The following is a 23,782-nucleotide window of genomic DNA, read 5'->3' as shown; positions in this document are numbered from 1 at the left end:
CCCTGCCCGGCGCCCCCGGCGCCGTCGCGCCTGGGCCGGGGCCCCACCGACGGCCGGAGCGGCTCCGCACCGTCCCCGGCCACCCCGGGGACGTGCCGCTCCGGCCCCCTTCCGGCTGCCCCCGGGACACCCGCGCGGGGCGGCCGCAGCGATACGCGGGAGCGCCCCGCTCCACCGGGGCCCGCGGGCGCCGCTCAGATCCTGGCGCGCTCGCGGCGCAGGGCGAGTCCCGTCGCCACCGCGCCCAGCCCCTCCCACAGGCCGACGCCGAGGAAGCCCGCCGGGGCGCGGCCGGTGACGACGGCGAGGGTGAACACCGCACAGGTGAGAAGCCGGAACGGGACCGTCCAGCGGAAGAACGGCCGCCAGTCGGCGAGCGCCGCCAGCATGTAGTAGACGCCCATGTTGACCGCGGCCATGGAGGAGGCGGTCAGGAACATCAAGGTGTGGTCACCGTCCGCGCGTCGCGAGGCCGGTATGGGCTCGAAGCCCATCACCGTGAGGAGGGCGTCCGGGGCGACCAGGCCCACGAGGCCGAGCGCCGAGGCGAGCACGCCGAAGACCGCGATGGTCCAGCCGGACAGGGAACGGGGCAGCCGCACTGCGGTCCTCCGATGCGAAAGGGGGCGGTGACGATCCATCGAGACCGTCGCCCCTGCATACCCTGCGGCCCGCCCCGCCCGCCGGCCGGGTCCTACTTCAGCGCCGCCGCCATCATCTTCCGGGCGACCGGCGCCGCCAGTCCGTTGCCGCTCACCTCGGCGCGGGTCGCGTCCGAATCCTCGACCAGCACCGCGACCGCCACCTCCTTGCCGGTCCCGGAGTCCTTGGCGTACGAGGTGAACCAGGCGTACGGCGACTCGCTGTTGTCGACGCCGCGCTGGGCCGTACCGGTCTTGCCGCCGACCTCGGCGCCGTCGATGGCGGCGTTGCTGCCGGTGCCCTCCTCGACCACGGTGACCATCGCGTCGCGCAGCTGCTCCGCGGTGGACGACGACACGATCCGCCGCGAACCCTCGTCGCCGTACGACTCCAGGGCGTCGCCGTCCGCGTCGACGACCTCGGAGACCATGTGCGGCGCCTCCATCACCCCGTCGTTGGAGAGAGCCGCCGACACCATGGCCATCTGCAGTGGTGTGGCCGTCACGTCGAACTGCCCGATACCCGTCAAAGCTGTCTGCGCCTTGTCCATCCCGGACGGGTAGACGCTGGCGTAGGCGCGTACCGGTACGTCCAGTTCGTCGTCGTTGAAACCGAACTTCTCGGCCGTCGCCCTGAGCCTGTCCTGGCCCAGGTCGTCGGCCATCTTCGCGAACACGTTGTTGCACGAGTACTGGAGCGCCGTGCGGATGGTGGCGTTCTCGCAGGGCGCCGAGGAGTTCTCGTTCCTCAGAACCGTGCGGGTACCCGGCAGGGTGTACGGGTCGGGGCTGTCGGTCGCCTCGTCGACCGACCCGTACAGCTTCTCCTCCAGCGCTGCCGCCGCGACCACCAGCTTGAACGTCGAGCCGGGCGCCACCGGCTGGCGCAGCGCCCGGTTCACCATCGGCTTGTCGGGGTCACCGGTCAGCTTCCTCCAGGCGTCGCCGTCCGACGTGCCGGCGATGGCGGAGGGGTCGTACCCGGGGGTGCTGACCATGCCGAGGATCTTCCCGGTCCTGGGGTCGATCGCCACGGCCGCGCCCTTCTTGTCGCCGAGCGCCTCGAAGCCCGCCTTCTGCACCGCCGGGTCGATGGTCGTCAGCACGTCGCCGGGATCGGACGCCTGGCGGGTGAGGGCGCCGATCGGGTCCTTCAGACGGTCGTCGGTCCCGTCGAGCACCTTGGAGTAGATGCCCTCCAGCTGCGTGGCGCCGTAGGCCTGCGAGCTGTACCCGGTGACGGCGGAGTACAGCTCGCCGTCGGTGTAGGTCCGCTTGTACCGAAGGTCGCCGCCCTCCGTCTTCCTGGAACCGGTGACCGGGGAGCCGGCCACGATGATGTCACCGAGCGGGTTGGCGTACTGCGCCACCACGTTCCGCCGGTTGTGCTTGTCGTCCGCGAGAGCCTTGGCGTCGTACGCCTGCACCCAGGTCGCCCGGCCCAGCAGGGCGAGGACCAGCAGCAGACAGAAGACCGAGGCATTCCTGATCGTCTTGTTCATCCCGAGGACAGGACGAGCGGTACGGAGCCGAGCGTTCCGCTATGCCGGTTTTCTCAGAGAACCTTCATCTCGCAGCCCACCGCCGGGTGAACGCGGCGACCCGGTTCGACTCCGGGTCGCTCATGTGGGAGAAGAAGACCGGGAGGTCACCCTCCCGGACCTCGCGCAGGGTGATCGCCATCAGAGCCTGCGGGTGGCGAGGGTGAGCCGGTCGCGGGCGTCGAACAGCGCGTCCTTGACCATCTGCTCGTGTGCGGGGGTGAGCCGGGCGACCGGCACCGAGCAGCTGATGGCGTCCCGTGCCGGAGTGCGGTACGGGATGGCGATGCCGAAGCAGCGCAGGCCCAGCGTGTTCTCCTCGCGGTCCACGGCGTAGCCCTGCTCGCGGATGACGCGCAGCTCCTCGATGAGCTTCTCGCGGTCGGTGAGGGTGTGCTCGGTCAGCGCCGGAAGGGTCTCCGGGAGCAGCTTGCGCACCTGTTCGTCGCTGTGGGTGGCGAGCAGCGCCTTGCCCAGCGAGGTCGAGTGGGCCGGCAGCCTGCGGCCGACCCGCGTGAAGGGCCGCAGGTAGTGCTGGGACTGGCGGGTGGCGAGGTAGACGACGTTGGTGCCGTCGAGCCGGGCCAGGTGGATGGTCTCGGTGGTGTCGTCGGAGAGCCGGTCGAGCGTGGGGCGGGCGGCCGCCACGACCTCGTCGCCGTCGATGTACGAGGTGCCCACGAGCAGGGCGCGCACGCCGATGCCGTACCGGGTGCCCGTCGCGTCGGTCTCCACCCAGCCGAGCTCCACCAGGGTGCGCAGCAGCATGTAGAGGCTGGACTTCGGATAGCCGACGGCCTCCTGGACGGCTGCCAGGGAGTGCATGCCGGGACTGCCCGCGAAGTATTCGAGCAGTTCCACCGTGCGTACCGCGGACTTGACCTGCGCTCCGCCGGTTTCGGTAGCTGACATTCGTCCTCGCCCCTCTTGTAACACGGTACGGCCGTCAATAGAGTCCCAGCATATTCATCATCAGGAACGTTGTTCAGAATACCGAACAACACTGATGAGCGGCAGGACCGGTCACCTGAGAGGAACGTCGCGGTGTCAGCAGCACAAGTCTGGAGTGTCGACCCCCGAACCGGGAAGCAGCGCGGACAGGTTGCGGTGGAAGCCACAGCCGGGGAGGTCGACAGCGCCGTACGAGCCGCCCACGCCGCCCGCGCGGCGCTCGCCGACCGCACGGTCCGCGCCGCCTTCCTGCGCACCGCCGCCGACCTGCTCGACGAGGCCAAGGACGGCCTCGTCGCGGAGGCGGACGCCGAGACCGCGCTCGGGCAGGTCCGCCTCACCGGCGAACTCGCCCGCACCTGCTACCAGCTGCGCGCCTTCGCCGGCATCGTGGACGAGGGCGCCTTCCTCGACGTGATCATCGACCACCCCGACGCCGAGGCCACACCGCCCGTCCCCGACCTGCGCCGTTACAAGGTGCCGCTCGGTGTCGTGGCCGTCTACTCCGCCTCCAACTTCCCCTTCGCCTTCTCCGTGCCCGGCGGCGACACCGCCAGTGCCCTGGCCGCCGGCTGCCCCGTCGTCGTCAAGGCCCACCCCGACCACCCGGGCACCTCGGAGCTCGTCGCCGCCGTCCTGCGCCGCGCGGCCGCCGGGCACGGCATCCCGGAGACCGTGATCGGCCTGGTGCACGGCTTCGAGGCGGGCGTCGAACTGGTCGGACACCCGCTGATCACGGCCGCCGGCTTCACCGGCTCGGTCCGCGGCGGACGGGCGCTCTTCGACGCGGCGGCCGCCCGCCCCGTCCCCATCCCCTTCCACGGCGAGCTCGGCTCCCTCAACCCGGTCGTGATCAGCGAGGCGGCCGCCGCCGAACGCCCCGAACAGATCGGCACGGGCCTCGCCGGCTCGATGACGCTCGGCGTCGGCCAGTTCTGCGTCAAGCCCGGCCTGGTCCTGGCACCCCGGGGCGAGGCGGGCGACCGGCTGATCACGTCGCTCGCCGACGCCGTCGGCGCCACGGCCCCGGGCGTGCTGCTCGACCACCGGATGCGGGACAACTTCGTCCAGGGCGTCGCCGAGCGCGCGGCCCTCCCGGACGTGGAAGCGCCGGTCGCCCCCGGCGCGGGCGCGGTGCCGCCCCACGACGGGGAGGCGGCGGAACACACCGTCCGCCCCGGCTTCCTGACCGTCCCGGCCGCCCGCCTGGCCACCGCCGGCGCGCACGACCTGCTCCTGGAGGAGTGCTTCGGCCCGGTCACCGTCGTCGCCCGGTACGAGGACGAGGAGCAGGTCACCGCCGTCCTGTCCCGGCTGCCCGGCAACCTCACCGCGACCGTCCACCTCTCCTCGGACGAGACCGAGGGCAAGGGCAACGGCGCCGCGATCCTCGCCGAGCTCACCCCGCTGGCCGGCCGCGTCCTGGTCAACGGCTGGCCCACCGGCGTCGCCGTCGCGCCGGCCCAGCACCACGGCGGCCCCTACCCGGCGACGACCTCCACCTCCACCTCGGTCGGCGGTACCGCCATCGAACGCTGGCTGCGTCCGGTCAGCTACCAGTCGACCCCCGACGCGCTGCTCCCTCCGGAGCTGCGCGAGGACAACCCGCTCGGCCTTCCGCGTCGAGTCGACGGACGACTGGAACACTGACCGCATGGATCTGAAAATCGACGAGCTCCCCTTCCCGCTGCGCGAGTACGGCCCGGAGGCGGAGTGGTCCTACCGGGACGGGCTGCTGACCGGCCGGGCGGGCCCCCGTCAGGACCGGTTCGTGCCGCCCACGGGCGACGCCCTGGACCCCGCGTCCGACGCGCCCCGCCTGCTGGGCGCGCCGGAGGGGGACTTCCAGCTGATCGCCCGGGTGAAGGTCGGCTTCGCGGCCGCCTTCGACGCGGGCGTGCTCTACGTCCACGTGGGGGAGCGGGAGTGGGCCAAGCTCTGCCTGGAGCTGTCCCCGGACCGGCCGACGGTGTGCACGGTCGTCACCCGGGGCCACTCGGACGACGCCAACTCCTTCGTGGTGGACGGCGACAGCGTCTGGCTGCGGGTCAGCCGTACGGGCAGGTCGTTCGCGTTCCACGCCTCGACGGACGGCGAGCACTGGACGTTCGTCCGGATCTTCGCCCTCGGCGACGAGGAGCGGGCCGGGGCCGCGCTGGTCGGGTTCATGGCGCAGTCGCCGGTGGGGGAGGGGTGCGTGGTCTCCTTCGACCGGATGGAGTTCCGCCCCAGCTGGCCGAAGGGGCTGCGCGACGGCTCCTGACCCCCGGCCGCGGGCCGTGGCCGCCCCACCGGCTCAGATCCGCACCACGATCTTGCCCGTGAACGCGTTGGACTCCAGCAGCCGGTGCGCGTCCACGATCCGGTCGAGTCCCTCGAACGTCTCGGCCACGACCGGGACGAGCGAGCCGTCACGCAGCCCGGCGCCCACGAACGCCGCGGCCCGCCGGCGGTAGGCGGCGTCCCTGGCCGCGATGCCGTGGGCGTAGGTCCGCACGCTCAGCGGCCAGTTCATCGACAGCTCGATCGGCCGGGGGTCCAGCCGCCCGTACGCCACCAGGACGCCGTCGGCGGCGACGGCGTCCCCCAGGGCGGCGAAACCGGGCCCGCCGACGGCGTCGAGGACCAGCTCGACGCCGCGGCCCCCGGTCAGCCGGCGCACGGCCGTGACCAGGTCCTCCTCGTCGGTCGTGACGACATGGGCCGCCCCGAGCTCGATCAGCCGCCGCCGCTTCGCCGCGCTGCGGGTGGTGGCGATGGGCACCGCGCCCATCCGCACGGCGGTCTGGATCGCCGCCGTGCCGGACCCGCTGGACGCGCCGGTGATCAGCACATGGTCGCCGGGCCGCATCCCGCCGGTCTCCAGCATCCCGCCGTACGCGGTGGAGTACGCCAGCCAGGCGGCCGCCGACGTCACCGCGTCGGTGCCCTCGGGCCGGGCGACCACCGACTCGACCGGCAGGACGACCTGCTCCCCGTGCACGCCGTGGGCGCCGATGCCGAAGTTGGCCGCCGACATCACCGGCTGGCCGGGCGCGAAGGCCGTGACGCCCTCCCCGACGGCGTCCACGACGCCCGCCGCCTCGTAACCGAGCCGGGAGCCGGGCAGCGTGGGGCGCAGGACGTAGGTGCCCGCGCGGAACTGGGCGTCCGCGCGGTTGAGACCGAGCGCCTCGACCCGGACGCGGACCTCCCCGGGCCCCGGGTCGGGCAGCGGAACGTCCTCGACCGACAGGACCTCCGGGCCGCCGAGCTCATGGAACAGAACCGTCCGCATCGTCCGCGCACGGGGCGGGGGGCCCGGCGTGCCCGGGTTCCGGGCGGCCGTCACGGCCCGCGGAGGACGCGTGGTGCCGGGCGTGGCGGCGGACGGGGCGGCGGGTGTGGTCTTCGGCATGGTCATGGAACCGACGGTAGACACCCGGCGGGCGCGATCCGCGACGCACCGCCCGCGCCCCGGGCGCCCCTGCCCGCCGTAGGCCGTGTCCGGCGCCGGCCGGTGCCCGCCGGGTGAAGGGGACCAGCGGCCCGGCGAGCCTCGGTATCGCGGCGTACCGTGACAAAAGAGTGTGAAAGGAGCCGCAATGTCGAGTCTCGAGGCGGATCGGGTGGCACCGGATCCCGCGAAGCAGGAGGCGTTCGCCGGGCGCGTGGTGGACGTCCTCAACGGAGGGGCGCTCGCCCTGCTCACCAGCGTCGGCCATCAGACGGGCCTGTTCGACGCCATGAGCACCATGCCACCGTCCACCAGCGCCGGGATCGCCGCCCGCGTCGGCCTGGAGGAGCGGTACGTACGCGAATGGCTCGGCGGCATGGTCGTCGGCGGCTTCCTGGAGTACGAGCCGGACGGCGCGACGTACTTCCTGCCGCCGGAGCACGCCGCCGCGCTCACCACCGCGGCCGGCCCGGACAACACGGCCGCGCTGATGCCCTACATCGCGCTCATGGGCGAGGTCGAGCAGCAGGTCGTCCAGGCGTTCCTCAGGGGCGGGGGCGTCCCGTACTCGGAGTACCCGCGCTTCCAGGCGCTCCAGGCGGCCGAGACCGCCCGGGTGTACGACGCCGCGCTCGTCGACACGATCGTCCCGCTCGTACCCGGCCTGACCGAACGGCTGGCCGAGGGCATCGACGTACTGGACCTGGGCACCGGCCAGGGGCACGCGCCCGTGGTCCTCGGCCGTGCGTTCCCCCGCAGCCGCTTCGAGGGCCTGGACCAGTCCGAGGACGGCATCGGCGCCGGCCGCGCCGAGGCCACCCGGCTCGCGCTGGACAACGTGCGTTTCACGGTCGGCGACTCGACCCGCATCGAGGGCCGCTACGACCTGATCACCGCCTTCGACGTCATCCACGACCTGGCCGAACCCGCCCGCACCCTGTCGGCCGTCGCCACGGCGCTGCGGGACGGCGGCACCTTCCTGATGGGCGACATCGCGGCGTCGAGCGAGCTGGAGGAGAACATCGGCCACCCCTTCGGGCCCACGCTGTTCAGCCTGTCCCTCTTCTACTGCATGACCACCTCGCTCAGCAGCGGCGGCGCGGGCCTGGGCACGATGTGGGGTGAGGGGACCGCCCTGCGGATGCTGGCGGAGGCGGGCTTCACCGACGTCGAGGTCAGGAGGATCGAGGGGGATCCGCTGAACGTCTACTACGTCGCCGGAGGCGCGAGGCCACAGGCGCGGTGAGCACCCCCGGCAGCAGGGGGTTGTCCCCCCGCGGAGGCCGGGGGCCCGCACCAGCGCGCCGCACGCCCGCCGCACACCATGATCGCTTCACGGGCCTTCCGGAACACCCGGGGTCCGGAACCCCCGAGGCGAGGAGCGATCACGATGACGGGACACCGGACACGGTTCGGCCGACGGGGGCTGCTGGCGGCGACGGCGGCGGTCACGGCCACGGCCCTGCTGACCCCGGCGGCGGTCGCGGACACCGCGGCGCCGACGGCGGACGGACGGCGGGCGTCGGTGGTGCGCTCGCTGGAGCGGGCCGCCCACCCGCTGCGCTCCACCGAGCCCGGCGGACGCACCACCGACCTGCGGGCGCTCGACGCGATGATCGGTGACGCCGGGGTGGTCGGTCTCGGCGAGGCGACCCATGGCTCGCACGAGTTCTTCGCCATGAAGGAGCGGGTCCTTCGCCACCTCGTGGAGACGAAGGGCTTCACCACCTTCGCCCTGGAGATGAGCTGGTCGGCGGGGCTCACGATCGACGAGTACCTCCAGGGCGGCGAGGGGGACGCCCGCCGGATCGCCGAGGAGGCCCTGGCCGGGTCCCCCTGGGAGCGCGAGGAGTTCGTCAGCCTGATCGCCTGGATGCGCGACCACAACCGCCGCCACCCGGAGCGCAAGGTCCACTTCATGGGCGACGACATCGGGGCACCCCGGCTCGGCGACCGGATCTTCGAGCGGGTGACCGCCACCGTACGCACGGCGGAGCCCGCGTCGCTGCCGCGCCTCGACGAGCTGTACGCGGGCCTGCGCCCGATGGACGACGTCTTCGCGTACCTGCGCAAGCCTCTGGCGGAGCGACGGGAGAACGCCGTCCGGGCGCAGGAGGCGCTCGACCTGGTGACCACCGCCGTCGGCGGGGGCGCGGCCGGGGAGGACGGGGAGTGGGCGGTGCAGCACGCCCGGAACATCGCGCAGACCTTCGCCTTCACCGGCCTCGACGTCTCCGACCCGGCGTCCGTGTCCGCCGCCGAGCACCTCCGTGACCGGGCCATGGCGGACAACGTCCTGTGGTGGCACCGGCGGACCGGCGACCGGATGCTGCTCTCGGCGCACAACGGCCACGTCGGCTACCTCTCCACCGATCCCCGGATGTACCCCGTGACGCAGGGCGCCTACCTGCGTGACGCCCTCGGCGGGGGCTACCTCACCATCGGCTTCACCTTCAACCGCGGCTCGTTCCTCACCAAGGACACCTCCCTCGGCGGCGACTGGAGGAAGACCACCGTGCCCCCGGCCGCCCCCGGCATGCACGAGCACACCCTCGACCGGGTCCGTCACCGGGACTTCTACCTCGATCTGCGCACCGCCCCGGCCAGGGCGCGGGACTGGCTGAACACCGCGCGTCCCGTCTACGACGCCGGCTCGGTGTTCCACCCCGACCCGCCCGCTCTCGCCCTCGGCCTGGCCTACGACGTCCTCATCCACCTCCACCGGGTCCGCGAGGCCCGCCCGCTCTGAGTCCGGCGGCAGGCCGCCCGGGGGTTCGGCGCCCGGCACCGGACGCCGAGCCCCTCGTGCGTCCGGTCACATCGGGGCGCCGGATCGGAATGGGCCGCGCGGCGGGGGCGTTGTGGTGCCCGGCGGAGGGGGAGCCTCCGTGCCGTACCCCTCATGACCTGGAGAGACAGAGAGACATGCGCGTCGAGATCTGGAGCGACATCGCCTGCCCGTGAACCAAGGGAACCAGAGCTTATCGCGGGGCCTCTGATCAGCGCAGACGAACAGCGAAGGCCCCGCCCATGCGCCACGGGGGAAGCGCACAGACGGGGCCGTCCAGGGGGACCTACAGGGCCGCGCTCAGGGTCTCGCAGACCTCGGCACTGGTAGGCCGGTTGGCGGGCGAACGGCTGAGCATGTGAGGGATGAGACCTCCCAGCACTCCAGGGACGTCTACCGGTCGGTGAGGGCCCGCCACGATCGCCCAACGCTGCTCTTCCCGGGAAGCGTCGTCCGGATAAGCCACATGCCGCCATCCCGTCGCGCTGATGAACAGGGCAGCACCCAGCGCGTACACGTCGGCTTCCCGCGTCTGGGTTGCCGTCCCCGAATCCAGCACGCTGGCGGAGATTTCGGGGGCTTCGTAGTGGACGAGACAGCCCCGGTATGGGAAGTCATAGGCGCGGGGAATCCGTCCACCGCTGGACAGCGCAAGATCGATCAGGAACGCGCCGCCCGACTCACCGAGAAGGAAATGGGCGGGCTGTACGTCCCCGTGGGTCCATCCCATTCCGTGCAGTGCGGACAGAGCCACGGCGCACGAAAGGGCCTCCCCGATGTTCGGTTCAGCGTCTCCGTTCCGGCAGGGTGCCCATCGGTCATAGAGGCTGTTTCCGCTCCGCCACGGCTGAGCGCCCCACGTCCCGTGTTCCCATTCCCCGCTGAGAATCCGTTCGCGGGTGAGCTGACGCAGAACAGCCGCTTCACGGGCAGGAGCCAGCGCGGTCCACGCGTGCGTTCGACTCGGGTAGCCGACTTTCACCGCGTACGGACCGGCTTCCGTTTTCACCTTCCACACAGACGAACCGCGCCGGTTGAGCACCAGTTCGGCCGGTCCCGGATTCAGCAATTGCAGCGCGCCGGGCGGCGGATCGTATGGCCCTTCAAAGATCATTCTTCACCCTCTAACGGCGGGGCCAGCCCTCGCAGTTGAGGACCGGCCCCTTCCCCTGTTCTGGCTAGGACGGCTGTCAGACCGCCCGGTAGTCCCGCCCGCAGTCGGAGTCACACTGCGCGGCATTCTCGCCGTTCACGGTCCACAGGTCATCCATGACCATGAACCCGCTGGCCTTGATCGCGTGCGCCGTCGCCTGCACCTCCTCCAGGACCCGGCCACCGCCACCCGGGCGCGGGTTGTGCTCCAGGAACCGGCCCGCGTACTTCTCGCAGAACTCGCGGTAGTCGGCGGTGTGCAGGATGAACGAGTGAAGCGCGCCGTCCACGTCGTCGCTGGGAACCATCTTGACCGTGGCCGTGCCGACCGTGGCGAGGAACGCGAGGGCCTGATCCGTCGCGCGCTCCGCCTTCTCCAGGTCGTAGCCGAAGTGGGTCACGGTGAACTCAGCGATGCTGTCGAACAGGTCAGACTTGACCAGCGCGCGGCCGGTCCGAAGGTCGTTCGCGGTTGCCGTCATGGCTGTTTCTCCTTGTGGTAGATGAGCTGTTCCGCAGCGCGCCGAACAAGGACGGGAGCCGCACCCCATATAGCCGCCTCCCATTCCCGGGCCTCTCGCTCAGCGAAGATACGAACCAATCCGGCATCGATCTCCGCGCGCTGTTCCGGGGTGAATCGGGGAACCGGCTTCACATCCGTTCCCTTATCCGCTGGCTCGTGTTGGCGGTGACCACGGCAGCACTGAGGGCATCGGACTGGTATGCCTCCCTCAGGCTCTCCGGGTCCGCCTCCCACTCCCGACCACCGTTCAGCGGGCGAAGTTGGTAGCGCGGGCCCACATGACCCATGACGCGCCCCACACGCCCCTTGGAGACGTCCAGCGCCGTTTCCCCCGCCTCCCACTGTCGGGGGTGCTCACGTGCGCTCTCAGGGCTGCTCATGGCTGCACCTCTCGTGCTCGTCCGGCTGCTCACAGAAGGCAACCGCGTAACCACAGCAGAGCGGTACCGTTGCGACAGCGGCAGGACTTAAGAGCTTTAAGCGGCTTCACAGCGCGGGGAGTTGAGGGCCAGTGGCTACACCGGAACCGAACGAGGGGCTAGAGCGCCTGTACCGGGAAACCGGCTGGACGTTGCGTCAGTTCGCACAGGAGATCAACCGGCTAGGAACAGAGCGCGGGACGCCCCTCCGATACCGAGAGCCATCGGTGCACCAGTGGCTCAAGGGGCACAATCCGAAAGAGGGCGTGCGCCCGCTGATCTTGGAAGCCCTCTCCCGCAGGTTGCGCCGCCCCGTCACGGCCAGTGAGGCCGGATTCCCCCCGGCTCCCGGAGATCAGCAACACGACCACCCCAGTACGGTGGAGGGGTTGCTAGACCTGGGGAGGCAAGACATGGACCCATCCCGACGGAGCATTCTCGGGGTTGGCCTTTTCTCCGTCGCGCTGACTATTCCCAACTGGCCAGACGTCATCGGCCGGATGGAAGCCGTTCAAAAGGGCCACGTGCAGCGGATAGGAATGGCGGATGTTCAAACCGTCGCCGCCATGACTGAGCGAATCTCTGACCTTGACGACCAGTTCGGCGGACGGACTGCGCGCCCGATGGCTGCGGCATTCCTCGTGAACACAGCGGCCCCGTACCTACGCGCGGAGGCACCTGACAGCGTACGCAAGGCCATGATGGGTGCCGTCTCTGATCTCTGCTACCTCACGGGGTACATGGCGGTAGACGAGGGGCTGCACGGATTGGCCCAGCGCTATTACCTCAAGGCACTTGAGCTTGCCGGGGCTTCCGAGGATCACCTGACGTTCTGCACGACTTTGCGCGGCATGAGCGTTCAGGCCGTCGATTTGGGGCACGGCGCGGAGGCAATGAGGCTTGCGGATGCCGCTGCTGCCGCCTCACCGAAAGCGGGCCCAAGAATGCGCGCCTTCCTTGCCGGGCAGCAAGCCCATGCGGCAGCCCAGACGGGGGCGCGACTAGCTGCCGGGGCATATCTCAAGGAAGCCGAAGTGGCCATGGAAAAGGCGGAGTCACAGTCCAAGGCATTCGGTTCGTATGACCCTTCCTCACTGCTTTACCACACGAGCCAAGTGCGGTTCGAGTTGGGCGATGTCGCCGGATCGATCGAAGCAATGAGGGAGTCGGACAAGATTCGCCAGAGCGTCTACAGGCGCGCACGCGTCCGGCATCGCTGCACTCTTGCCGAAAGGCAGCTCGACCTAGGGCACCTTGAGGCAGCGTGCCAGACGTGGACTCTCGCACTAGAGGATTACCCGAGTCTGCAATCAGGTCGGGCGGACGACCGCATCAAGACAATGCACTCCCGCATTCGGCCGTACCTCAAGAACCACGCAGCGCGGGACCTCTTCGAGCGGGCACGGCTGGTGACGCCCCCGAACCTGCTGCCAGCCTAGGAATCGAAGGCATCCGAATCCCATGGGGGAACTGGCCCGAATGCCCTGACACCCTCTCGCCGGCCAGACTTCCCACCCTAATTTCAAAGGCTTCTCCCGGAACGCAAAAAGGCCCCCGACGTCCACCCCGGCAAGGGGCAGGCATCGGGGGCCTAGTTGGTTCTAGTCGTGGCGTTGGGTCACTCGGTGTCGGCCCAATCGGTCACGCGCTGGTCATGCTCGGGAGTCTGGAAGTCTTCGTCAGCGGAATGCCGGGCGAAGGTGCGCCGGTTTCGTGCTGCCAGGAAGGCTGTTCGGTCGGCAGGCGCAATCTCCCAGAGTGGGCGGCTTAGATCTTCGTCGCTGAGGAGTTGGAAGGCGGCAACGCGTGCCTTGTAATCGGGGCTCATGCTCACTCTCAAGGCGCAGGAAAGCCCCGGGCAGCGAGTGACCAGGGCGTCAAAAGGGGGTCGGTATCTCCGCGCAAAGGCTTCGAGTTGCGGCGCTAGCTTTTTCCCTCCCTGCCGCGCTTCTGTGAGGCCCGGAGGGGGTCACCCCCCAGGGGGGAGGGTCTGACGTGTCGTCAGATAGTCGAATTGGCGCGGCTCAGAAAGGCGGAACGTCATCTTCCGATTCACTCTTCGTGGTCCAGCGTTCCCATTCACGCTGAGCCCGTGATTGCCGCTGGCGCTCAGCTACAACGCCGCCAGCTTGATTACGGCCTGTCTCTCGGTTATGGCAGCGCACGCAAAGGGCTCTCAGGTGCTCATGTCCATTCGGATCAGAGACGCCACGCTTGACCAACTCCTTTCGGCTCAGCGGGAAGTGATCGGCCACCTTCGACGGCTGACCACACATCACGCACCACGCATTCAGGTAGAGGAATGCCGCACGCTTACGCGGCCAGTCCTTGCCGTATGCGCTGGTCCCCTTCTCGGCACGTCGGGAAGTCAGCATGTGCACATGATCGGGACAGGCCCGTTCCTTGCCGCTTATCAGGTTCGGGCAGTTTGGGGTCATGGTGCAGCGGCGCCGAGGAAGGCTAGGCATAAGAGGGGAGTCCCTTCGGGAGGCAGGGGCACCTACGGATTTCCGTATGTGGGGGTGTCGATAATGGCGCTGAATAGCTCCGCATCGCTGAGCCCCCGGATAGCCGCCACGGTGTCTATCTCGTGCTGCACGTCGTCCAGTGGGTCTAGCTCATCCTCGGCGGAACACAGCATGTTCCGAATGGCTTGCACCAGGCTGGCCGCCCTTTCCGGATCGGCATTGCCGTCAGAGAGAATGGCGCTCAATTCGTCGGCGTGAGCGAGGGCATATCTCAGCGATTGGGCCAGCGCCTCAGCGTGCGAGGGTGCGCAGTCGTCAGCGAGCACGGGTGTTCTCCTTCGCGCCAGCACACACGCCAGCTAAGAGGCTGTCAGGGAAAAATGCAGGTCAGAAATGGTGGGGCTTCTCGCCGGCACAGGGTGCCAGGTTGCGGCAGCACACCCCGGGGAGAGACCCCCTTGCCGACACAGAGAAGCGCGGCAGGGAGGGGGAAACCTGGCATGGCGAATTGAACAGTTCTTGTGGGCAGCAAGAGGGGCCGTGCCGCTGGTGGGGAGTTCCAGCAACACGGCCCCTGATGTGCTCAGGTGCTCCGCTTCCAAGTCCGGTAGCAGGCGAGACACAGTGACTTCCGGTATCCCGGGGAATCCGGACGGGAAACGCCCCGGGCAATTAGCTGAGCACGCGTCAGCGGATAGAAACAGTTCACGTCGGCTGTCACGCCTAGACCGTCGTCAGTGCACAGCTCACAGAACGGGCTATCAGCCATAGTGGTCAGCCCACATCAGCCGAAGCACATCTAGCGGAATGGTCGGAGGTAGCAGCGGACTACCGGCGGCGTCATAATGCGTGAGATCCATCAGGGCACCACGCTGACGAACCGTGCCCCGGAGCACCGGTGCTGCACCAGGCTGAGGAAAGACCACGTCCGCCGGACTGTGCGTGTCTGCGAAGCACGGCGCTCCATTGGCGTCCCGGGGCCAGATCAGATAGGCGGATTGGCCGTTGTAGTCCGGCCCCGGGTCAAGTAGGTCATACGGCACGGTTACGCCTCGCCATCAATGGCCCGGTTGCGCTTAGCCTCGAAGGCTTCCGCGAAATCGGTTACCCGACGGTTGACCTCGCTCTCAACGATCCGGGTCAGCTCAGCAGCAACGTCCACAGAATAGATGCGGTCTCCCACGGGGACTGTGCACTGTGAAACCGGAATCTCTAGAGTGGACTCAGCATTCTGAGCCGCCTGCAACACAATTCGACGCTTCTCGCGACCCGCAGCGAAACGAATCAGCCCCTCAAGGAAAGGCATGGTATTGGGGTCGTATTCAAGGTCCCTGTCACCCTCAGAGTCACGCGCCTCAGCGGCAATCTCCGTCCATCGGGAAAGAAGGTCCCGGTCATACTCACGGGCACGCTCAGCGCGCTCAGCGGCAATCTGAGCCAGCCGCGCATCCTCAGCGGCCTCAGCCTCAGCCAGCTTCGCGGCAGCCGTCTCAGCAGCCTTGCGCGCCTTCTCAACGGCGTTCTCAGTCATGTGTGTTCTTCCTCCGGGAATCAGTTGGCGTCTAGCTGAGTGGCAGCCTTGCGAGCGTTTGCGGCGTACCCCATGGACATACGCTGGCTAGGGTTGATGTCGACGCCCTGAGCCTCAGCGGTCCGCAGATGGGCAGCCACCGCATCGGCCTCTTCGCTGGCCCCCGCAGCAATCGATTCCACGTGCTTCCGGTTGCGCTCAGGGCTTCCCTTGTCGGTGGAAGTTGTGTCGGTGGTGCTCATGTACCAGGGAGTTTCAGTCATTAGAAATACCTCACAGAGTGGTGGTCACCTACGGATATCCGTAGGCGGTCAGTAGTGGTAGAACACCCGGTCATGAAACGCCGGGTCCTTTGGTCGAATGCCTATGAAACGCTTCCCATAGCGTCGCTCGCCACGCGCATAACCGGTGGCATGTAGAAGCCGATCAAAGGTGCCTAGGGGAATGAAACTAGGGCCGCTTACAGCTTTGCAGGCGTCGAAGAGAAGCCGCGTCGGGGAATCGGCCCCAGGGAACTCTTCGAGGGCTTCGCCAACGATGGCCACGAACTTAGCGACATGCGCGCGGTCGGCGTCAGATAGCTGGGTCATCGCTACCGCCCAGCGCGAGAACGTGCAGCACAGCGAAGGCGGCAAACAGCTCAGTGCGCTGCCCCTCATCCTTCGGCACTACGGTGCGCTCTTCGAGCACTTCAATTGCCTGGCTCAGGTCCATTGGAATCACTCCGAATCTCTGGGAATGAGGGCCAGATGCCGGCATCTGACCCAAAGGGGAGGACGGGGGCTGCGCATGGCTCAATCACAGCCCCCGCCCTGGTCTTAGTGGTTGCCTACGGTCCTGGGAATGTGGCGCTCTCCGGACGTCTCAGCGAGAGCGGCAGAATCCTCGGCACTGATGTTTCCCAACGCGGCTTCCCGGACCCGCCATCTGTGGAAGGTGGAGGCTGTCACGGCCGCCCTGTGCTCTCCGTCGTAACGCTGCTGTCCGGCTTCTGTGAGGGCGTCTGCCACAGCGGGCAGTACCGCCTTACCGTGCTGTCTGAATGCCCGGTCGTAAGCCCGGTGATCACGCTTGCAGAGCGGCGTGTAATAGGCCGTGTTCTCAGACCACAGATAGCCGTCCCGGTAAACCTCGGCAGGGTCCTGGTGGTTGTAGGCCCACTCAGCGGCGAAGGTCCCGCAGAACGCGCAAGCCTTATGGCTGGCCGGTCCCTTAACCTCAACCACTCGCTTGTGCGCCGCCTTGTATTCGTACTCTGCCGTAGGCATGGTGAAAATCCTTTGGTGTGGTGGCCCGCGAATCAGCGCGCGGAAACGAAAAAAGCCCCCAGACACGGGGAGCGATCCAAGAGGCCACCACGCGCCTTAGATCTCTCAACCCGTGCCCGGGGGCCGGTTCAGTGGCTATGGATATTCCCCCATAGCTGGGATGTCACTTCGCGGGCCCGGTGTGGTGGCCGCCCACGCTGAGGGACTAACTCCCCCTTACACCCTTAACCTAGGGAGTGGAATGCCCGCCAGAGAGTGACCAATAGGCCCCTGACCTGCACAAATGGCGAAACGCTGGAATTCTAATGTGGTGCACGTCACATGGATTACAGAATCCGGGGCATTCTCGGTGTGTAGAAGTGTAGAAAGTGAGGCCGGTCCGGCTATTGCTCTCTATGCGTGGGACTTAGATTGGAAGTGGGGTGCACTTCTACACTTCTACATTCATGCAGGTCAGAAGGTGTTTCTGACGGCGGGTCAGAAAACCTATCTACACGGCGGCGATTTCCGCTCCCATTCCCGCTGTCCGCCACGGCCCGACCCTGGAAGTCCTGAGCGGCCCCCTGAGGGCACGGGGGGAGTCCGCTGGTCTCTCAGGGTTATGAGGGGCTAGAAGGCGCTCAGGGGGGTCGCTCAGGGTTCTGTGTGCGGTATGCCGTCCGGCAGTCCCTGGTGGGCATGCAAAAGCCCCCGCCGGTCACTGGGACCAACGGGGGCTGTTGTCAGGTCGCTTGCGCTAGTCGGCCAGCGCCGCCGGGAAGCCCATGAGCGCCTGCTGTAGGGCCTCAAGCCGTCCTATGCGCTGTCGGGTGTAACCGGAGCCATCTCCGGCCTTCTGGGCGCCGTACAGGGCTTCCAGCTTCCGCGTGATCTGCCGCCACTCCAACTCGCGTTCCCATGCAGCGTCTTTGGCGTCCTGGTTTGCCTGCCACTGTGCGCGCTCTGCGCTTGTCATATCCTGGTGCCTTCCCTTTGAGAGGGACACCAGGCCCGGTCTCACTCGCCAAAGTCCGGCCGGGCCTGGTGCCAATTCATTGCTCTAGATCAGACTGCGGTTTGAGCGTGCCGCCTTCCCCACCTGTCCCATGCGGCTTCTTCCGCCGGGTTTCCGCTTTCGTCTTTCCAGTGGGGTTCCAGTCGCTCCATGATTGGCGTCCGGTCACCCCGGTACTTAGCGGGGGCCAGTGCGATTCCCTTCAAAGCCGCCTTGAGTAGTGCGCGCTGCCCGCCGACTCCGGCGTCTTCCCAGAGTTCGGCCAGAGAAAGCGGGTCCATCAGGGGCGTAAGATCGGCTTCCTGGGACAGCTCCGCCAGTTCGGCTTTCAGTTCCGCAATCTGAGCCGCCACCTGTTCCCGAAGTCGGTCGTACTTCTGTTCATCCATCCGACCCAGAACGAAGAACTCCTTTTCCAGCTTCATTTCCCGACCCACGGCCGACTCAAGAGCGGCGCTTACGTGAGCTTTGCGCGCTTCCTTGTCCGGGTCGTTGTATGCCAGCCAGTCTTTCGCAATGGCCAGGATGGTCGGGGAGCTCGGAGAAAGGCTGAGGATGTGGGTTAGCCACATAGTCGTAACGGCGGCATCGGCGCGCTTGCGATCCGTCGAAACTCCCTTGCAGGACGTAGGGCCTTCTACCTGACGGGCGTAGCACCGGTAATTGATCCCACCGTTCCCCATCGGGCCATTGCAGAGACCGCAGCGAAGAGTGGAGGAGAGAAGGGAAACAATCTCTCGCTTCCCGCGCGTCTTGTCGCCGATGCTGGTTCCGGGCTGCGCGCGCTCAGCAAGAATGGCCTTAATCTTCACGTGTTCCGCGAACGTGATGACCCCCTCGCCGCATGAAATCGGGTGGCCATGCTTGTTCAGAAGGGGTACCCCACCCCTGTGATACTTGCCTACGTCGTTCCCGTTCTCATCCAGCATCTTTTCCCGAATGACGACCAGTCCAGCCCATGCGACAGAATGGGCGAGTGCGACGATTCCCGGCCCTGCCCACTTCTTGCCGTGACGCGTGAGGATTCTCTCGCTGTTCAGCTTGTCAGCAATCCAGCCCGGCGTCCTGCGATCGAGAAGGTACTCAGCGATGCGGCGCGCTATGGGGTACTCAGACGGGTGGAGCTTGAGCTTTCCGGAACCCTTGGGGGAGTAGAGACCGAATGGCGTTACTCCGCCGGTCCAGCGTCCGTCTGACTTGTTGCCGTCAATGCTGATCTTCACGAACTCGCTGATATCTGCGGCCTGCTCCCGTGCTTGCTCGCTCAGGATGGCCAGCACCATTCGGCTTCGCCGGGAATCAATGTTCTCCGCGACGACGTAGATACGGGCCTGCCGTTCCTCGAACTTGTCGAGCAAGAGACCGACCTGACCCATGCCCCGACGGGAAAGGCGGCTGGTCTTGAAGACATAGAGTGTCTTGGAGAGGCCAGCGCCGGTGATTGCGGCCGTTGCCTTTTCGAACTCCTCGCGCCGGATGTAAGCCTTGCTGGCGCTCTTCTGTTCAAACCAGACGTGCCGGATTCGCTTTCCCTCTTGTCCGGCGTGCCAGCACATGCGGCGGACCTGTTCCCGCAGTGCGCTAAGGGTGTCCTTCTTCTTGCTGCGCCGGACGTACATCTCTGCCAGGTCGGCAGGGTCGCCGGTGACCGGGTCCCAGAGTCCCAGGGTCTTGAGTTCGTCGTCTTCGAATCCCAGCGCCCGCAGGTTGGGAAGGTCTTCGCGTTCCATCAGGGGTCCATTCGCCATAGGCCGTCCAGCTCTGACCTAGGGCTAGGGAGTGGGATGCTAGATCCCTTGTTTCCGCAGGTCAGGGCCGGTCTGGTTCCCTTGGTCCATGGCTGCCCGTGGTGCTACATAGGGAAGGCGCGCTTCGAGAAGGGGCTCGCGGCCTTCGCGCACCGGGACGAGGTCGAGGTGGTGCACCGGTCGTTCGAGCTGGACCCGGGGCGGGCCAAGGGGGACGTGGCGCCGGTCGTCGACATGCTGGCGGAGAAGTACGGGCGCACGCCCGAGGAGGCCCGGGGCATGGAGGAGCACGTGGCCTCCAACGCCCGGGCCGAGGGGCTCGCGTACCGCACCGAGGGCCGGGACCACGGGAACACGTTCGACATCCACCGGCTGCTGCACCTGGCGAAGGCCCGCGGCCGGCAGGACGAGCTGCTGACGCTCGCCTACCGGGCGAACTTCGCCGAGGAGCGATCCGTCTTCGACCCCGAGGTGCTGCTGACGCTCGCGGTCGAGGCGGGCCTGGCGCCGGACGAGGCGCGCGACGTCCTCGCCGACGAGAACGCCTACGCCGACGAGGTGCGCGCCGACGAGCGCGAGGCGGCCGGACTGGGCGCCACCGGCGTCCCCTTCTTCGTGCTCGACCGCCGCTACGGGGTATCCGGCGGCCAGCCCGCCGAGGTCTTCACCCAGGCGCTGGAGCAGGCCTGGCAGGGCCGCGTGATCCAGCCGGTCGCCGCGGGCGCCGACGTCTGCGGCACGGACGGCGCCTGCGACGTCTAGGGCCTCGTCCGGAGGGGGCCGGACCGGCGAGGCGTCCCCGGCGGGGCGCGCGGACGCGACCCGGCCCCCGGCCGCGTGTGATTGACGCGCGGTCGAGGGGGCCCCAGGGTGGTGGCATGGACACTCCGGGAGACGCCGAGTTCGCGCCCGCGCAGACGTACCTGAACACCGCCTCCTGCGGGCTGCTGCCCCGCCGGACCGTCGAGGCCGTCAAGGCGCTGGCCGAACAGAACGCCGCCGGCCGGCCCGACGGTGCGGGCAGTTTCGAGGCCGTGGCCGCCGCGCGAGCGGCGTTCGCCCGGCTGGTGGGCGTCCACCCGGACCGGGTCGCCGTCGGCGGGACGGTCTCCGTGCACGTCGGGCTGATCGCGGGCTCGCTGCCGCCGGGCGCCGAAGTCCTGCTCGTGGAGGAGGACTTCAGCTCCGTCATCACCCCGTTCACGGTGCGGGGAGACCTGAAGCCGCGGTACGTGCCGCTGGAGGCACTGGCCGACGCCGTGCGGCCGGGGACGTCGCTGGTCGCCTTCTCCGCCGTGCAGTCCATGGACGGCCGGATCGCCGATCTCCCGGCGGTACGCGCGGCCGCGGCCCGGCACGGCGCCCGTACCCTCGTGGACGCCACCCAGGCGGCGGGCTGGCTGCCGTTCGACGCGGGTCTGTACGACTACACCGTCACCGGCGGCTTCAAGTTCCTGCTCTGCCCGCGCGGCGCGTCCTTCCTCACCGTCAGCGAGGAGGCGCAGGAGTCACTGGTACCGGTCCACGCGGGCTGGTTCGCGGGCGAGGACCTGGACACCAGCACCTACGGCCCGGTGGAACGGCTCGCCACCTCCGCGCGCCGGTTCGACGAGCCGCCCTCCTTCCTCGCGTACCACGGCGCCGCGCAGTCCCTCGCCCTGCTGGAGGGCATCGGCGTCGACGCCCTCCACGCCCACGACACGGCGCTCGCCGCCCGCTTCAGGGACGGGCTGATCCGGCTCGGCCATGAGCCGGTTCCCGGCGATTCGGCCATCGTGGCCGTTCCGGGCCTCGGCGGGCGGCAGTCCGCGCTGGCGCGGTCGGGCATCGTCGTCGCCGACCGCGCGGGCCGCCTCCGCGCCGCGTTCCACCTCTACAACTCGGCCGCCGACGTGGACCGGACGCTGGACGTGCTCTCCGGCTGAGCGTCCTCCCCGGAATCCGGGCAGCCGTAGGACTCCTTGCAGAGGTTCGCCTCGACCTTGGCCAGCAGCCGGGCCAGCTCCGCCCGCTCGGCCGGGCCGAGCCCGGCGAGGGTGTGCTCCTCCAGCCCCGACCAGGCGTCCCTCACCTCGTCGAGCAGCGAGCAACTGCTGCCGGTGGCCTCCACCAGGACCGCGCGACGGTCGGCCGGGTCGGGGGAGCGCCGCACATGGCCGCTCTGTTCGAGGCGCTGGAGCATCTTGGTGACCGTGGAGGGGTCCAGGTCCACCGCCTTGATCAGCTCCGACTGGCGGACCGGACCCTGGTCCCAGAGGTACATCATCACGAATTCCTGGCCCGGGTAGATCCCGGCCGCCCGCAGGAATTTGCCGGCCACGATCCGGTGCAGTCGCGCCACGCGCGAGATCGTGTGGCTGACCGGTCCGCCGCGCGCCGCGGACGGCAGACGGTCGGTACAGAGGGGATCGGCCCCCTTCTCCGGGCGGTGGGGGGACATCGGCGCTCCTCGCGGTGGCGGTGTGGTGCTGCTGCGGACTGCGATGTCCCCAATATTACCTTGGTCGGCCAAGTAATGCGTTACAGTGGCGGCGAGCGAGATTACTTGGCCGACCACATAAACCTTCGGGAGCCACCATGACCACCGCTTTCGACCCGATAGACCTCTCCGGTACGCAGCTCGCCAACCGCATCGCCATGGCGCCGATGACCCGTAGCCGGGCCGCCGCCGGCCGGGTACCGACCGAGCTGACCGCCGAGTACTACGCGCAGCGCGCCTCGGCCGGTCTCATCATCACCGAGGGCATCCAGCCCTCACCGGTCGGCCAGGGATACCCGGACACCCCCGGACTGCACAGCGAGGAGCAGAAGGCCGGATGGCGCACGGTGACCGACGCCGTACGCGCCAAGGGCGGAAGGATCTTCGCCCAGCTGATGCACACCGGGCGGATCGGCCACCCGGACCTGCTCGCCGACCACCCCGGGGACCTCCACCCGGTGGGCGCGTCCGCCGTCGCCGCGCCCGGCAGGGTCTTCACCCACGAAGGCCCCAAGGACTTCGTCACCCCGCGCGAACTGACCGACGCCGAGGTGCGCGCCACCATCGCCGAGTACGCCGCGGCCGCCCGCAACGCCGTGGACGCCGGCTTCGACGGCGTGGAGGTGCACGGCGCCAACGGCTATCTGATCCACCAGTTCCTGGCGCCCGGCTCCAACCGCCGCACCGACGCCTGGGGCGGCTCCGTCGAGGGGCGCATCCGCTTCGCCGTCGAGGTGACCCGGGCGGTCGCCGCCGAGATCGGCCCCGAGCGCACCGGCCTGCGGATCTCGCCCGGGAACCCCTTCAACGGCATCGAGGAGCCCGACCCCGAGCCCACGTACACCGCGCTCGTGGAGGCCGTCGAGCCGCTGGGCCTGGCCTATCTGCACGTCCTGGAGGCCGCACCCGGCACCCGGGAGCTGACACTGGCGCTGCGCAAGCAGTTCTCCGGCGCCTTCGTGCTGAACCCCGCCACCGAGGGACCGACCGGGCGGGAGGCCCTCACGCTGATCGAGGACGGCACGGCCGACCTCGTCGCCTTCGGCGCGCTGTTCATCGCCAACCCCGACCTGCCGGCCCGGCTCAGGGCCGAGGGGCCGTACAACACCCCCGACCCCGCGACCTTCTACGGCGGCGACCACCGCGGCTACACGGACTACCCGGCCCTCGGAGGCTGACCGCCCGCACCGGGTGTACCGCCCGACCGCCGCACCGGGTGTACCGCCCGGCGGCCCGCACCCCCCCCGGGGCAGAGGCTCCGGGGGCGGTCGCGGAGGGGCTGCGCGCCCGGCGCCCGGCCCGCCCCAGCGCGTCGAGCACGCCCTGCGCCATCAGGACCGACGCCACGAACACCGCGTCCACGCCCGGGGCGCGCTCCAGCGGCAGCTCACCCGCCGCCTCGCCGCTCGCCCGGCTGTAGTCACCCGGCACCACCAGCGCGTCGTCGGCCGGCAACCCGCACTCGGCCAGCGTTTCGCGGTAGCCCGCCAGGCGCTCGACACCGCCCGGCGTGTCCGGCGGGCCGGTCACCGTGGCGATCCGGCGGCGCCCCGACGCGTACAGGTAGCGCACCATCTCCCGCGCGCCCTCCCGGTCGTCGGCCGCGACGTAACTGACCCCGACTGACCCCGGCGCTCTGCCCGAGCGGCGTGCCGCAGGCGACCAGCGGCACGCCCGCCTCGCGCAGCTGGGTCACCACCGGGTCGCCGGAAGCGGCTGGGATCCGGCCGACCCGGCGTCCGGCAACGCGTGGGAGAACCGGGCGCTGTTCGACTACGACGGGAAGCTGCTGCCGGCGGCGAAGTGGTTCAGCCACCGCTGAGGGCATGACGAAGGGGCGGGG

At 69.0% G+C, this 23,782-nt stretch carries 25 protein-coding genes and 1 pseudogene; 8 read left to right on the top strand and 18 right to left on the bottom strand.

The annotated features are described in order from the left end of the window. Positions 1-194: 194 nt before the first annotated feature. The 3 genes from PUR26_RS20820 to PUR26_RS20805 form a co-directional block, all read right to left on the bottom strand. Entirely contained in the window at positions 195-641 is a 447-nt protein-coding gene (locus PUR26_RS20820) for a hypothetical protein (protein ID WP_443077125.1), read from the bottom strand. A 53-nt stretch (positions 642-694) separates the two neighbouring features. Next, complete coding sequence (locus tag PUR26_RS20815; RefSeq protein ID WP_329873949.1) at positions 695-2,143, bottom strand: peptidoglycan D,D-transpeptidase FtsI family protein; 1,449 nt, start codon at positions 2,141-2,143, stop codon at positions 695-697. Between the two features lie 180 nt (positions 2,144-2,323). Further along, positions 2,324-3,094, bottom strand: coding sequence for an IclR family transcriptional regulator (locus PUR26_RS20805; RefSeq protein ID WP_329873948.1), 771 nt, complete (start codon positions 3,092-3,094; stop codon positions 2,324-2,326). A gap of 132 nt (positions 3,095-3,226) precedes the next feature. Here PUR26_RS20805 and PUR26_RS20800 point away from each other — a divergent pair, with 132 nt between their 5' ends. Further along, positions 3,227-4,783 carry an aldehyde dehydrogenase (NADP(+)) gene (locus tag PUR26_RS20800; RefSeq protein WP_329873947.1) on the top strand — a complete coding sequence of 519 codons (1,557 nt, stop codon included), beginning with the start codon at positions 3,227-3,229 and terminating at the stop codon, positions 4,781-4,783. A gap of 4 nt (positions 4,784-4,787) precedes the next feature. Next, positions 4,788-5,396, top strand: coding sequence for a DUF1349 domain-containing protein (locus PUR26_RS20795; RefSeq protein ID WP_329873946.1), 609 nt, complete (start codon positions 4,788-4,790; stop codon positions 5,394-5,396). Between the two features lie 33 nt (positions 5,397-5,429). On the opposite strand, the gene PUR26_RS20790 is transcribed toward PUR26_RS20795, so the two are convergent. Continuing rightward, positions 5,430-6,410 (bottom strand): zinc-dependent alcohol dehydrogenase family protein, encoded by a 981-nt coding sequence (locus PUR26_RS20790; RefSeq protein ID WP_329874277.1) that lies wholly within the window; start codon positions 6,408-6,410, stop codon positions 5,430-5,432. A 307-nt stretch (positions 6,411-6,717) separates the two neighbouring features. On the opposite strand from PUR26_RS20790, the gene PUR26_RS20785 reads away from it, so the two are divergent. Then, on the top strand, positions 6,718-7,815 hold the full coding sequence (locus PUR26_RS20785; RefSeq protein WP_329873945.1) for a class I SAM-dependent methyltransferase: 1,098 nt from the start codon (positions 6,718-6,720) through the stop codon (positions 7,813-7,815). Positions 7,816-7,959: 144 nt separating this feature from the next. Next, positions 7,960-9,318: an erythromycin esterase family protein gene (locus PUR26_RS20780; protein WP_329873944.1), complete on the top strand. Its 1,359-nt coding sequence runs from the start codon at positions 7,960-7,962 to the stop codon at positions 9,316-9,318. A 325-nt stretch (positions 9,319-9,643) separates the two neighbouring features. Here the strand turns inward: PUR26_RS20780 and PUR26_RS20775 are convergent, their stop codons facing one another. The 3 genes from PUR26_RS20775 to PUR26_RS20765 all read right to left on the bottom strand — a co-directional run bounded on the left by PUR26_RS20775 (position 9,644) and on the right by PUR26_RS20765 (position 11,412). Beyond that, on the bottom strand, positions 9,644-10,471 hold the full coding sequence (locus tag PUR26_RS20775) for a protein kinase (RefSeq protein ID WP_329873943.1): 828 nt from the start codon (positions 10,469-10,471) through the stop codon (positions 9,644-9,646). A gap of 76 nt (positions 10,472-10,547) precedes the next feature. Further along, positions 10,548-10,991, bottom strand: a complete 444-nt coding sequence (locus PUR26_RS20770) for a hypothetical protein (RefSeq protein WP_329873942.1) — start codon at positions 10,989-10,991, stop codon at positions 10,548-10,550. Between the two features lie 169 nt (positions 10,992-11,160). Beyond that, on the bottom strand, positions 11,161-11,412 hold the full coding sequence (locus PUR26_RS20765; RefSeq protein ID WP_329873941.1) for a hypothetical protein: 252 nt from the start codon (positions 11,410-11,412) through the stop codon (positions 11,161-11,163). 131 nt (positions 11,413-11,543) lie between these two features. On the opposite strand from PUR26_RS20765, the gene PUR26_RS20760 reads away from it, so the two are divergent. Further along, entirely contained in the window at positions 11,544-12,890 is a 1,347-nt protein-coding gene (locus tag PUR26_RS20760; RefSeq protein WP_329873940.1) for a tetratricopeptide repeat protein, read from the top strand. A 179-nt stretch (positions 12,891-13,069) separates the two neighbouring features. Here PUR26_RS20760 and PUR26_RS20755 read toward each other — a convergent pair whose 3' ends face one another. From PUR26_RS20755 to PUR26_RS20715, 9 genes are all read right to left on the bottom strand, one after another. Beyond that, a complete protein-coding gene (locus tag PUR26_RS20755; protein WP_329873939.1) occupies positions 13,070-13,279 on the bottom strand; it encodes a hypothetical protein in 210 nt (69 codons plus the stop codon). 196 nt (positions 13,280-13,475) lie between these two features. Next, positions 13,476-13,826 carry an HNH endonuclease gene (locus tag PUR26_RS20750; RefSeq protein ID WP_329873938.1) on the bottom strand — a complete coding sequence of 117 codons (351 nt, stop codon included), beginning with the start codon at positions 13,824-13,826 and terminating at the stop codon, positions 13,476-13,478. A gap of 125 nt (positions 13,827-13,951) precedes the next feature. After that, on the bottom strand, positions 13,952-14,245 hold the full coding sequence (locus PUR26_RS20745) for a hypothetical protein (RefSeq protein ID WP_329873937.1): 294 nt from the start codon (positions 14,243-14,245) through the stop codon (positions 13,952-13,954). A 719-nt stretch (positions 14,246-14,964) separates the two neighbouring features. Further along, a complete protein-coding gene (locus PUR26_RS20740) occupies positions 14,965-15,450 on the bottom strand; it encodes a hypothetical protein (RefSeq protein ID WP_329873936.1) in 486 nt (161 codons plus the stop codon). Positions 15,451-15,470: 20 nt separating this feature from the next. Beyond that, positions 15,471-15,692, bottom strand: a complete 222-nt coding sequence (locus PUR26_RS20735; protein WP_329873935.1) for a hypothetical protein — start codon at positions 15,690-15,692, stop codon at positions 15,471-15,473. Positions 15,693-16,023: 331 nt separating this feature from the next. Next, positions 16,024-16,164 (bottom strand): hypothetical protein, encoded by a 141-nt coding sequence (locus tag PUR26_RS20730; RefSeq protein WP_329873934.1) that lies wholly within the window; start codon positions 16,162-16,164, stop codon positions 16,024-16,026. A 104-nt stretch (positions 16,165-16,268) separates the two neighbouring features. Further along, a complete protein-coding gene (locus PUR26_RS20725) occupies positions 16,269-16,718 on the bottom strand; it encodes a hypothetical protein (protein WP_329873933.1) in 450 nt (149 codons plus the stop codon). Positions 16,719-17,454: 736 nt separating this feature from the next. Continuing rightward, complete coding sequence (locus tag PUR26_RS20720; RefSeq protein ID WP_329873932.1) at positions 17,455-17,604, bottom strand: hypothetical protein; 150 nt, start codon at positions 17,602-17,604, stop codon at positions 17,455-17,457. Positions 17,605-17,762: 158 nt separating this feature from the next. After that, the gene (locus PUR26_RS20715) at positions 17,763-19,442 is read right to left on the bottom strand and encodes a recombinase family protein (RefSeq protein WP_329873931.1); all 1,680 of its coding nucleotides are present in this window, start codon (positions 19,440-19,442) and stop codon (positions 17,763-17,765) included. A gap of 54 nt (positions 19,443-19,496) precedes the next feature. On the opposite strand from PUR26_RS20715, the gene PUR26_RS20710 reads away from it, so the two are divergent. Both PUR26_RS20710 and PUR26_RS20705 read left to right on the top strand, forming a co-directional pair. Further along, positions 19,497-20,222 carry a DsbA family oxidoreductase gene (locus PUR26_RS20710; protein WP_329873930.1) on the top strand — a complete coding sequence of 242 codons (726 nt, stop codon included), beginning with the start codon at positions 19,497-19,499 and terminating at the stop codon, positions 20,220-20,222. 116 nt (positions 20,223-20,338) lie between these two features. Further along, positions 20,339-21,385, top strand: coding sequence for an aminotransferase class V-fold PLP-dependent enzyme (locus PUR26_RS20705; protein ID WP_329873929.1), 1,047 nt, complete (start codon positions 20,339-20,341; stop codon positions 21,383-21,385). Here the strand turns inward: PUR26_RS20705 and PUR26_RS20700 are convergent. After that, a complete protein-coding gene (locus PUR26_RS20700) occupies positions 21,334-21,900 on the bottom strand; it encodes a MarR family winged helix-turn-helix transcriptional regulator (protein ID WP_329873928.1) in 567 nt (188 codons plus the stop codon). The genes PUR26_RS20705 and PUR26_RS20700 overlap by 52 nt on opposite strands. 137 nt (positions 21,901-22,037) lie before the next feature. Between PUR26_RS20700 and PUR26_RS20695 the strand changes: the two genes are divergently transcribed. Further along, positions 22,038-23,117: an alkene reductase gene (locus tag PUR26_RS20695; RefSeq protein ID WP_329873927.1), complete on the top strand. Its 1,080-nt coding sequence runs from the start codon at positions 22,038-22,040 to the stop codon at positions 23,115-23,117. A gap of 105 nt (positions 23,118-23,222) precedes the next feature. Here the strand turns inward: PUR26_RS20695 and PUR26_RS20690 are convergent. Beyond that, positions 23,223-23,662, bottom strand: a pseudogene (locus PUR26_RS20690) (substrate-binding domain-containing protein); the annotation flags it as partial. Positions 23,663-23,782 lie beyond the last annotated feature (120 nt).

Source organism: Streptomyces sp. SP18CS02 (assembly GCF_036322365.1).
GTDB lineage: Bacteria > Actinomycetota > Actinomycetes > Streptomycetales > Streptomycetaceae > Streptomyces.
The sequence above is the reverse complement of the archived record's forward strand: the minus strand, read 5'-3'. Positions and strand labels throughout refer to the sequence as shown.

Coding starts and splice junctions, on each gene's coding strand:
- PUR26_RS20740 (WP_329873936.1), bottom strand. CDS start 15,450: ATGACTGAGAACGCCGTTGAGAAGGCGCGCAAGGCTGCTGAGACGGCT.
- PUR26_RS20755 (WP_329873939.1), bottom strand. CDS start 13,279: ATGAGCCCCGATTACAAGGCACGCGTTGCCGCCTTCCAACTCCTCAGC.
- PUR26_RS20695 (WP_329873927.1), top strand. CDS start 22,038: ATGACCACCGCTTTCGACCCGATAGACCTCTCCGGTACGCAGCTCGCC.
- PUR26_RS20795 (WP_329873946.1), top strand. CDS start 4,788: ATGGATCTGAAAATCGACGAGCTCCCCTTCCCGCTGCGCGAGTACGGC.
- PUR26_RS20765 (WP_329873941.1), bottom strand. CDS start 11,412: ATGAGCAGCCCTGAGAGCGCACGTGAGCACCCCCGACAGTGGGAGGCG.
- PUR26_RS20770 (WP_329873942.1), bottom strand. CDS start 10,991: ATGACGGCAACCGCGAACGACCTTCGGACCGGCCGCGCGCTGGTCAAG.
- PUR26_RS20715 (WP_329873931.1), bottom strand. CDS start 19,442: ATGGAACGCGAAGACCTTCCCAACCTGCGGGCGCTGGGATTCGAAGAC.
- PUR26_RS20730 (WP_329873934.1), bottom strand. CDS start 16,164: ATGGACCTGAGCCAGGCAATTGAAGTGCTCGAAGAGCGCACCGTAGTG.
- PUR26_RS20700 (WP_329873928.1), bottom strand. CDS start 21,900: ATGTCCCCCCACCGCCCGGAGAAGGGGGCCGATCCCCTCTGTACCGAC.
- PUR26_RS20710 (WP_329873930.1), top strand. CDS start 19,497: ATGCTAGATCCCTTGTTTCCGCAGGTCAGGGCCGGTCTGGTTCCCTTG.
- PUR26_RS20805 (WP_329873948.1), bottom strand. CDS start 3,094: ATGTCAGCTACCGAAACCGGCGGAGCGCAGGTCAAGTCCGCGGTACGC.
- PUR26_RS20790 (WP_329874277.1), bottom strand. CDS start 6,410: ATGCGGACGGTTCTGTTCCATGAGCTCGGCGGCCCGGAGGTCCTGTCG.
- PUR26_RS20775 (WP_329873943.1), bottom strand. CDS start 10,471: ATGATCTTTGAAGGGCCATACGATCCGCCGCCCGGCGCGCTGCAATTG.
- PUR26_RS20780 (WP_329873944.1), top strand. CDS start 7,960: ATGACGGGACACCGGACACGGTTCGGCCGACGGGGGCTGCTGGCGGCG.
- PUR26_RS20705 (WP_329873929.1), top strand. CDS start 20,339: ATGGACACTCCGGGAGACGCCGAGTTCGCGCCCGCGCAGACGTACCTG.
- PUR26_RS20750 (WP_329873938.1), bottom strand. CDS start 13,826: ATGCTGACTTCCCGACGTGCCGAGAAGGGGACCAGCGCATACGGCAAG.
- PUR26_RS20735 (WP_329873935.1), bottom strand. CDS start 15,692: ATGAGCACCACCGACACAACTTCCACCGACAAGGGAAGCCCTGAGCGC.
- PUR26_RS20725 (WP_329873933.1), bottom strand. CDS start 16,718: ATGCCTACGGCAGAGTACGAATACAAGGCGGCGCACAAGCGAGTGGTT.
- PUR26_RS20820 (WP_443077125.1), bottom strand. CDS start 641: ATGGATCGTCACCGCCCCCTTTCGCATCGGAGGACCGCAGTGCGGCTG.
- PUR26_RS20785 (WP_329873945.1), top strand. CDS start 6,718: ATGTCGAGTCTCGAGGCGGATCGGGTGGCACCGGATCCCGCGAAGCAG.
- PUR26_RS20815 (WP_329873949.1), bottom strand. CDS start 2,143: ATGAACAAGACGATCAGGAATGCCTCGGTCTTCTGTCTGCTGCTGGTC.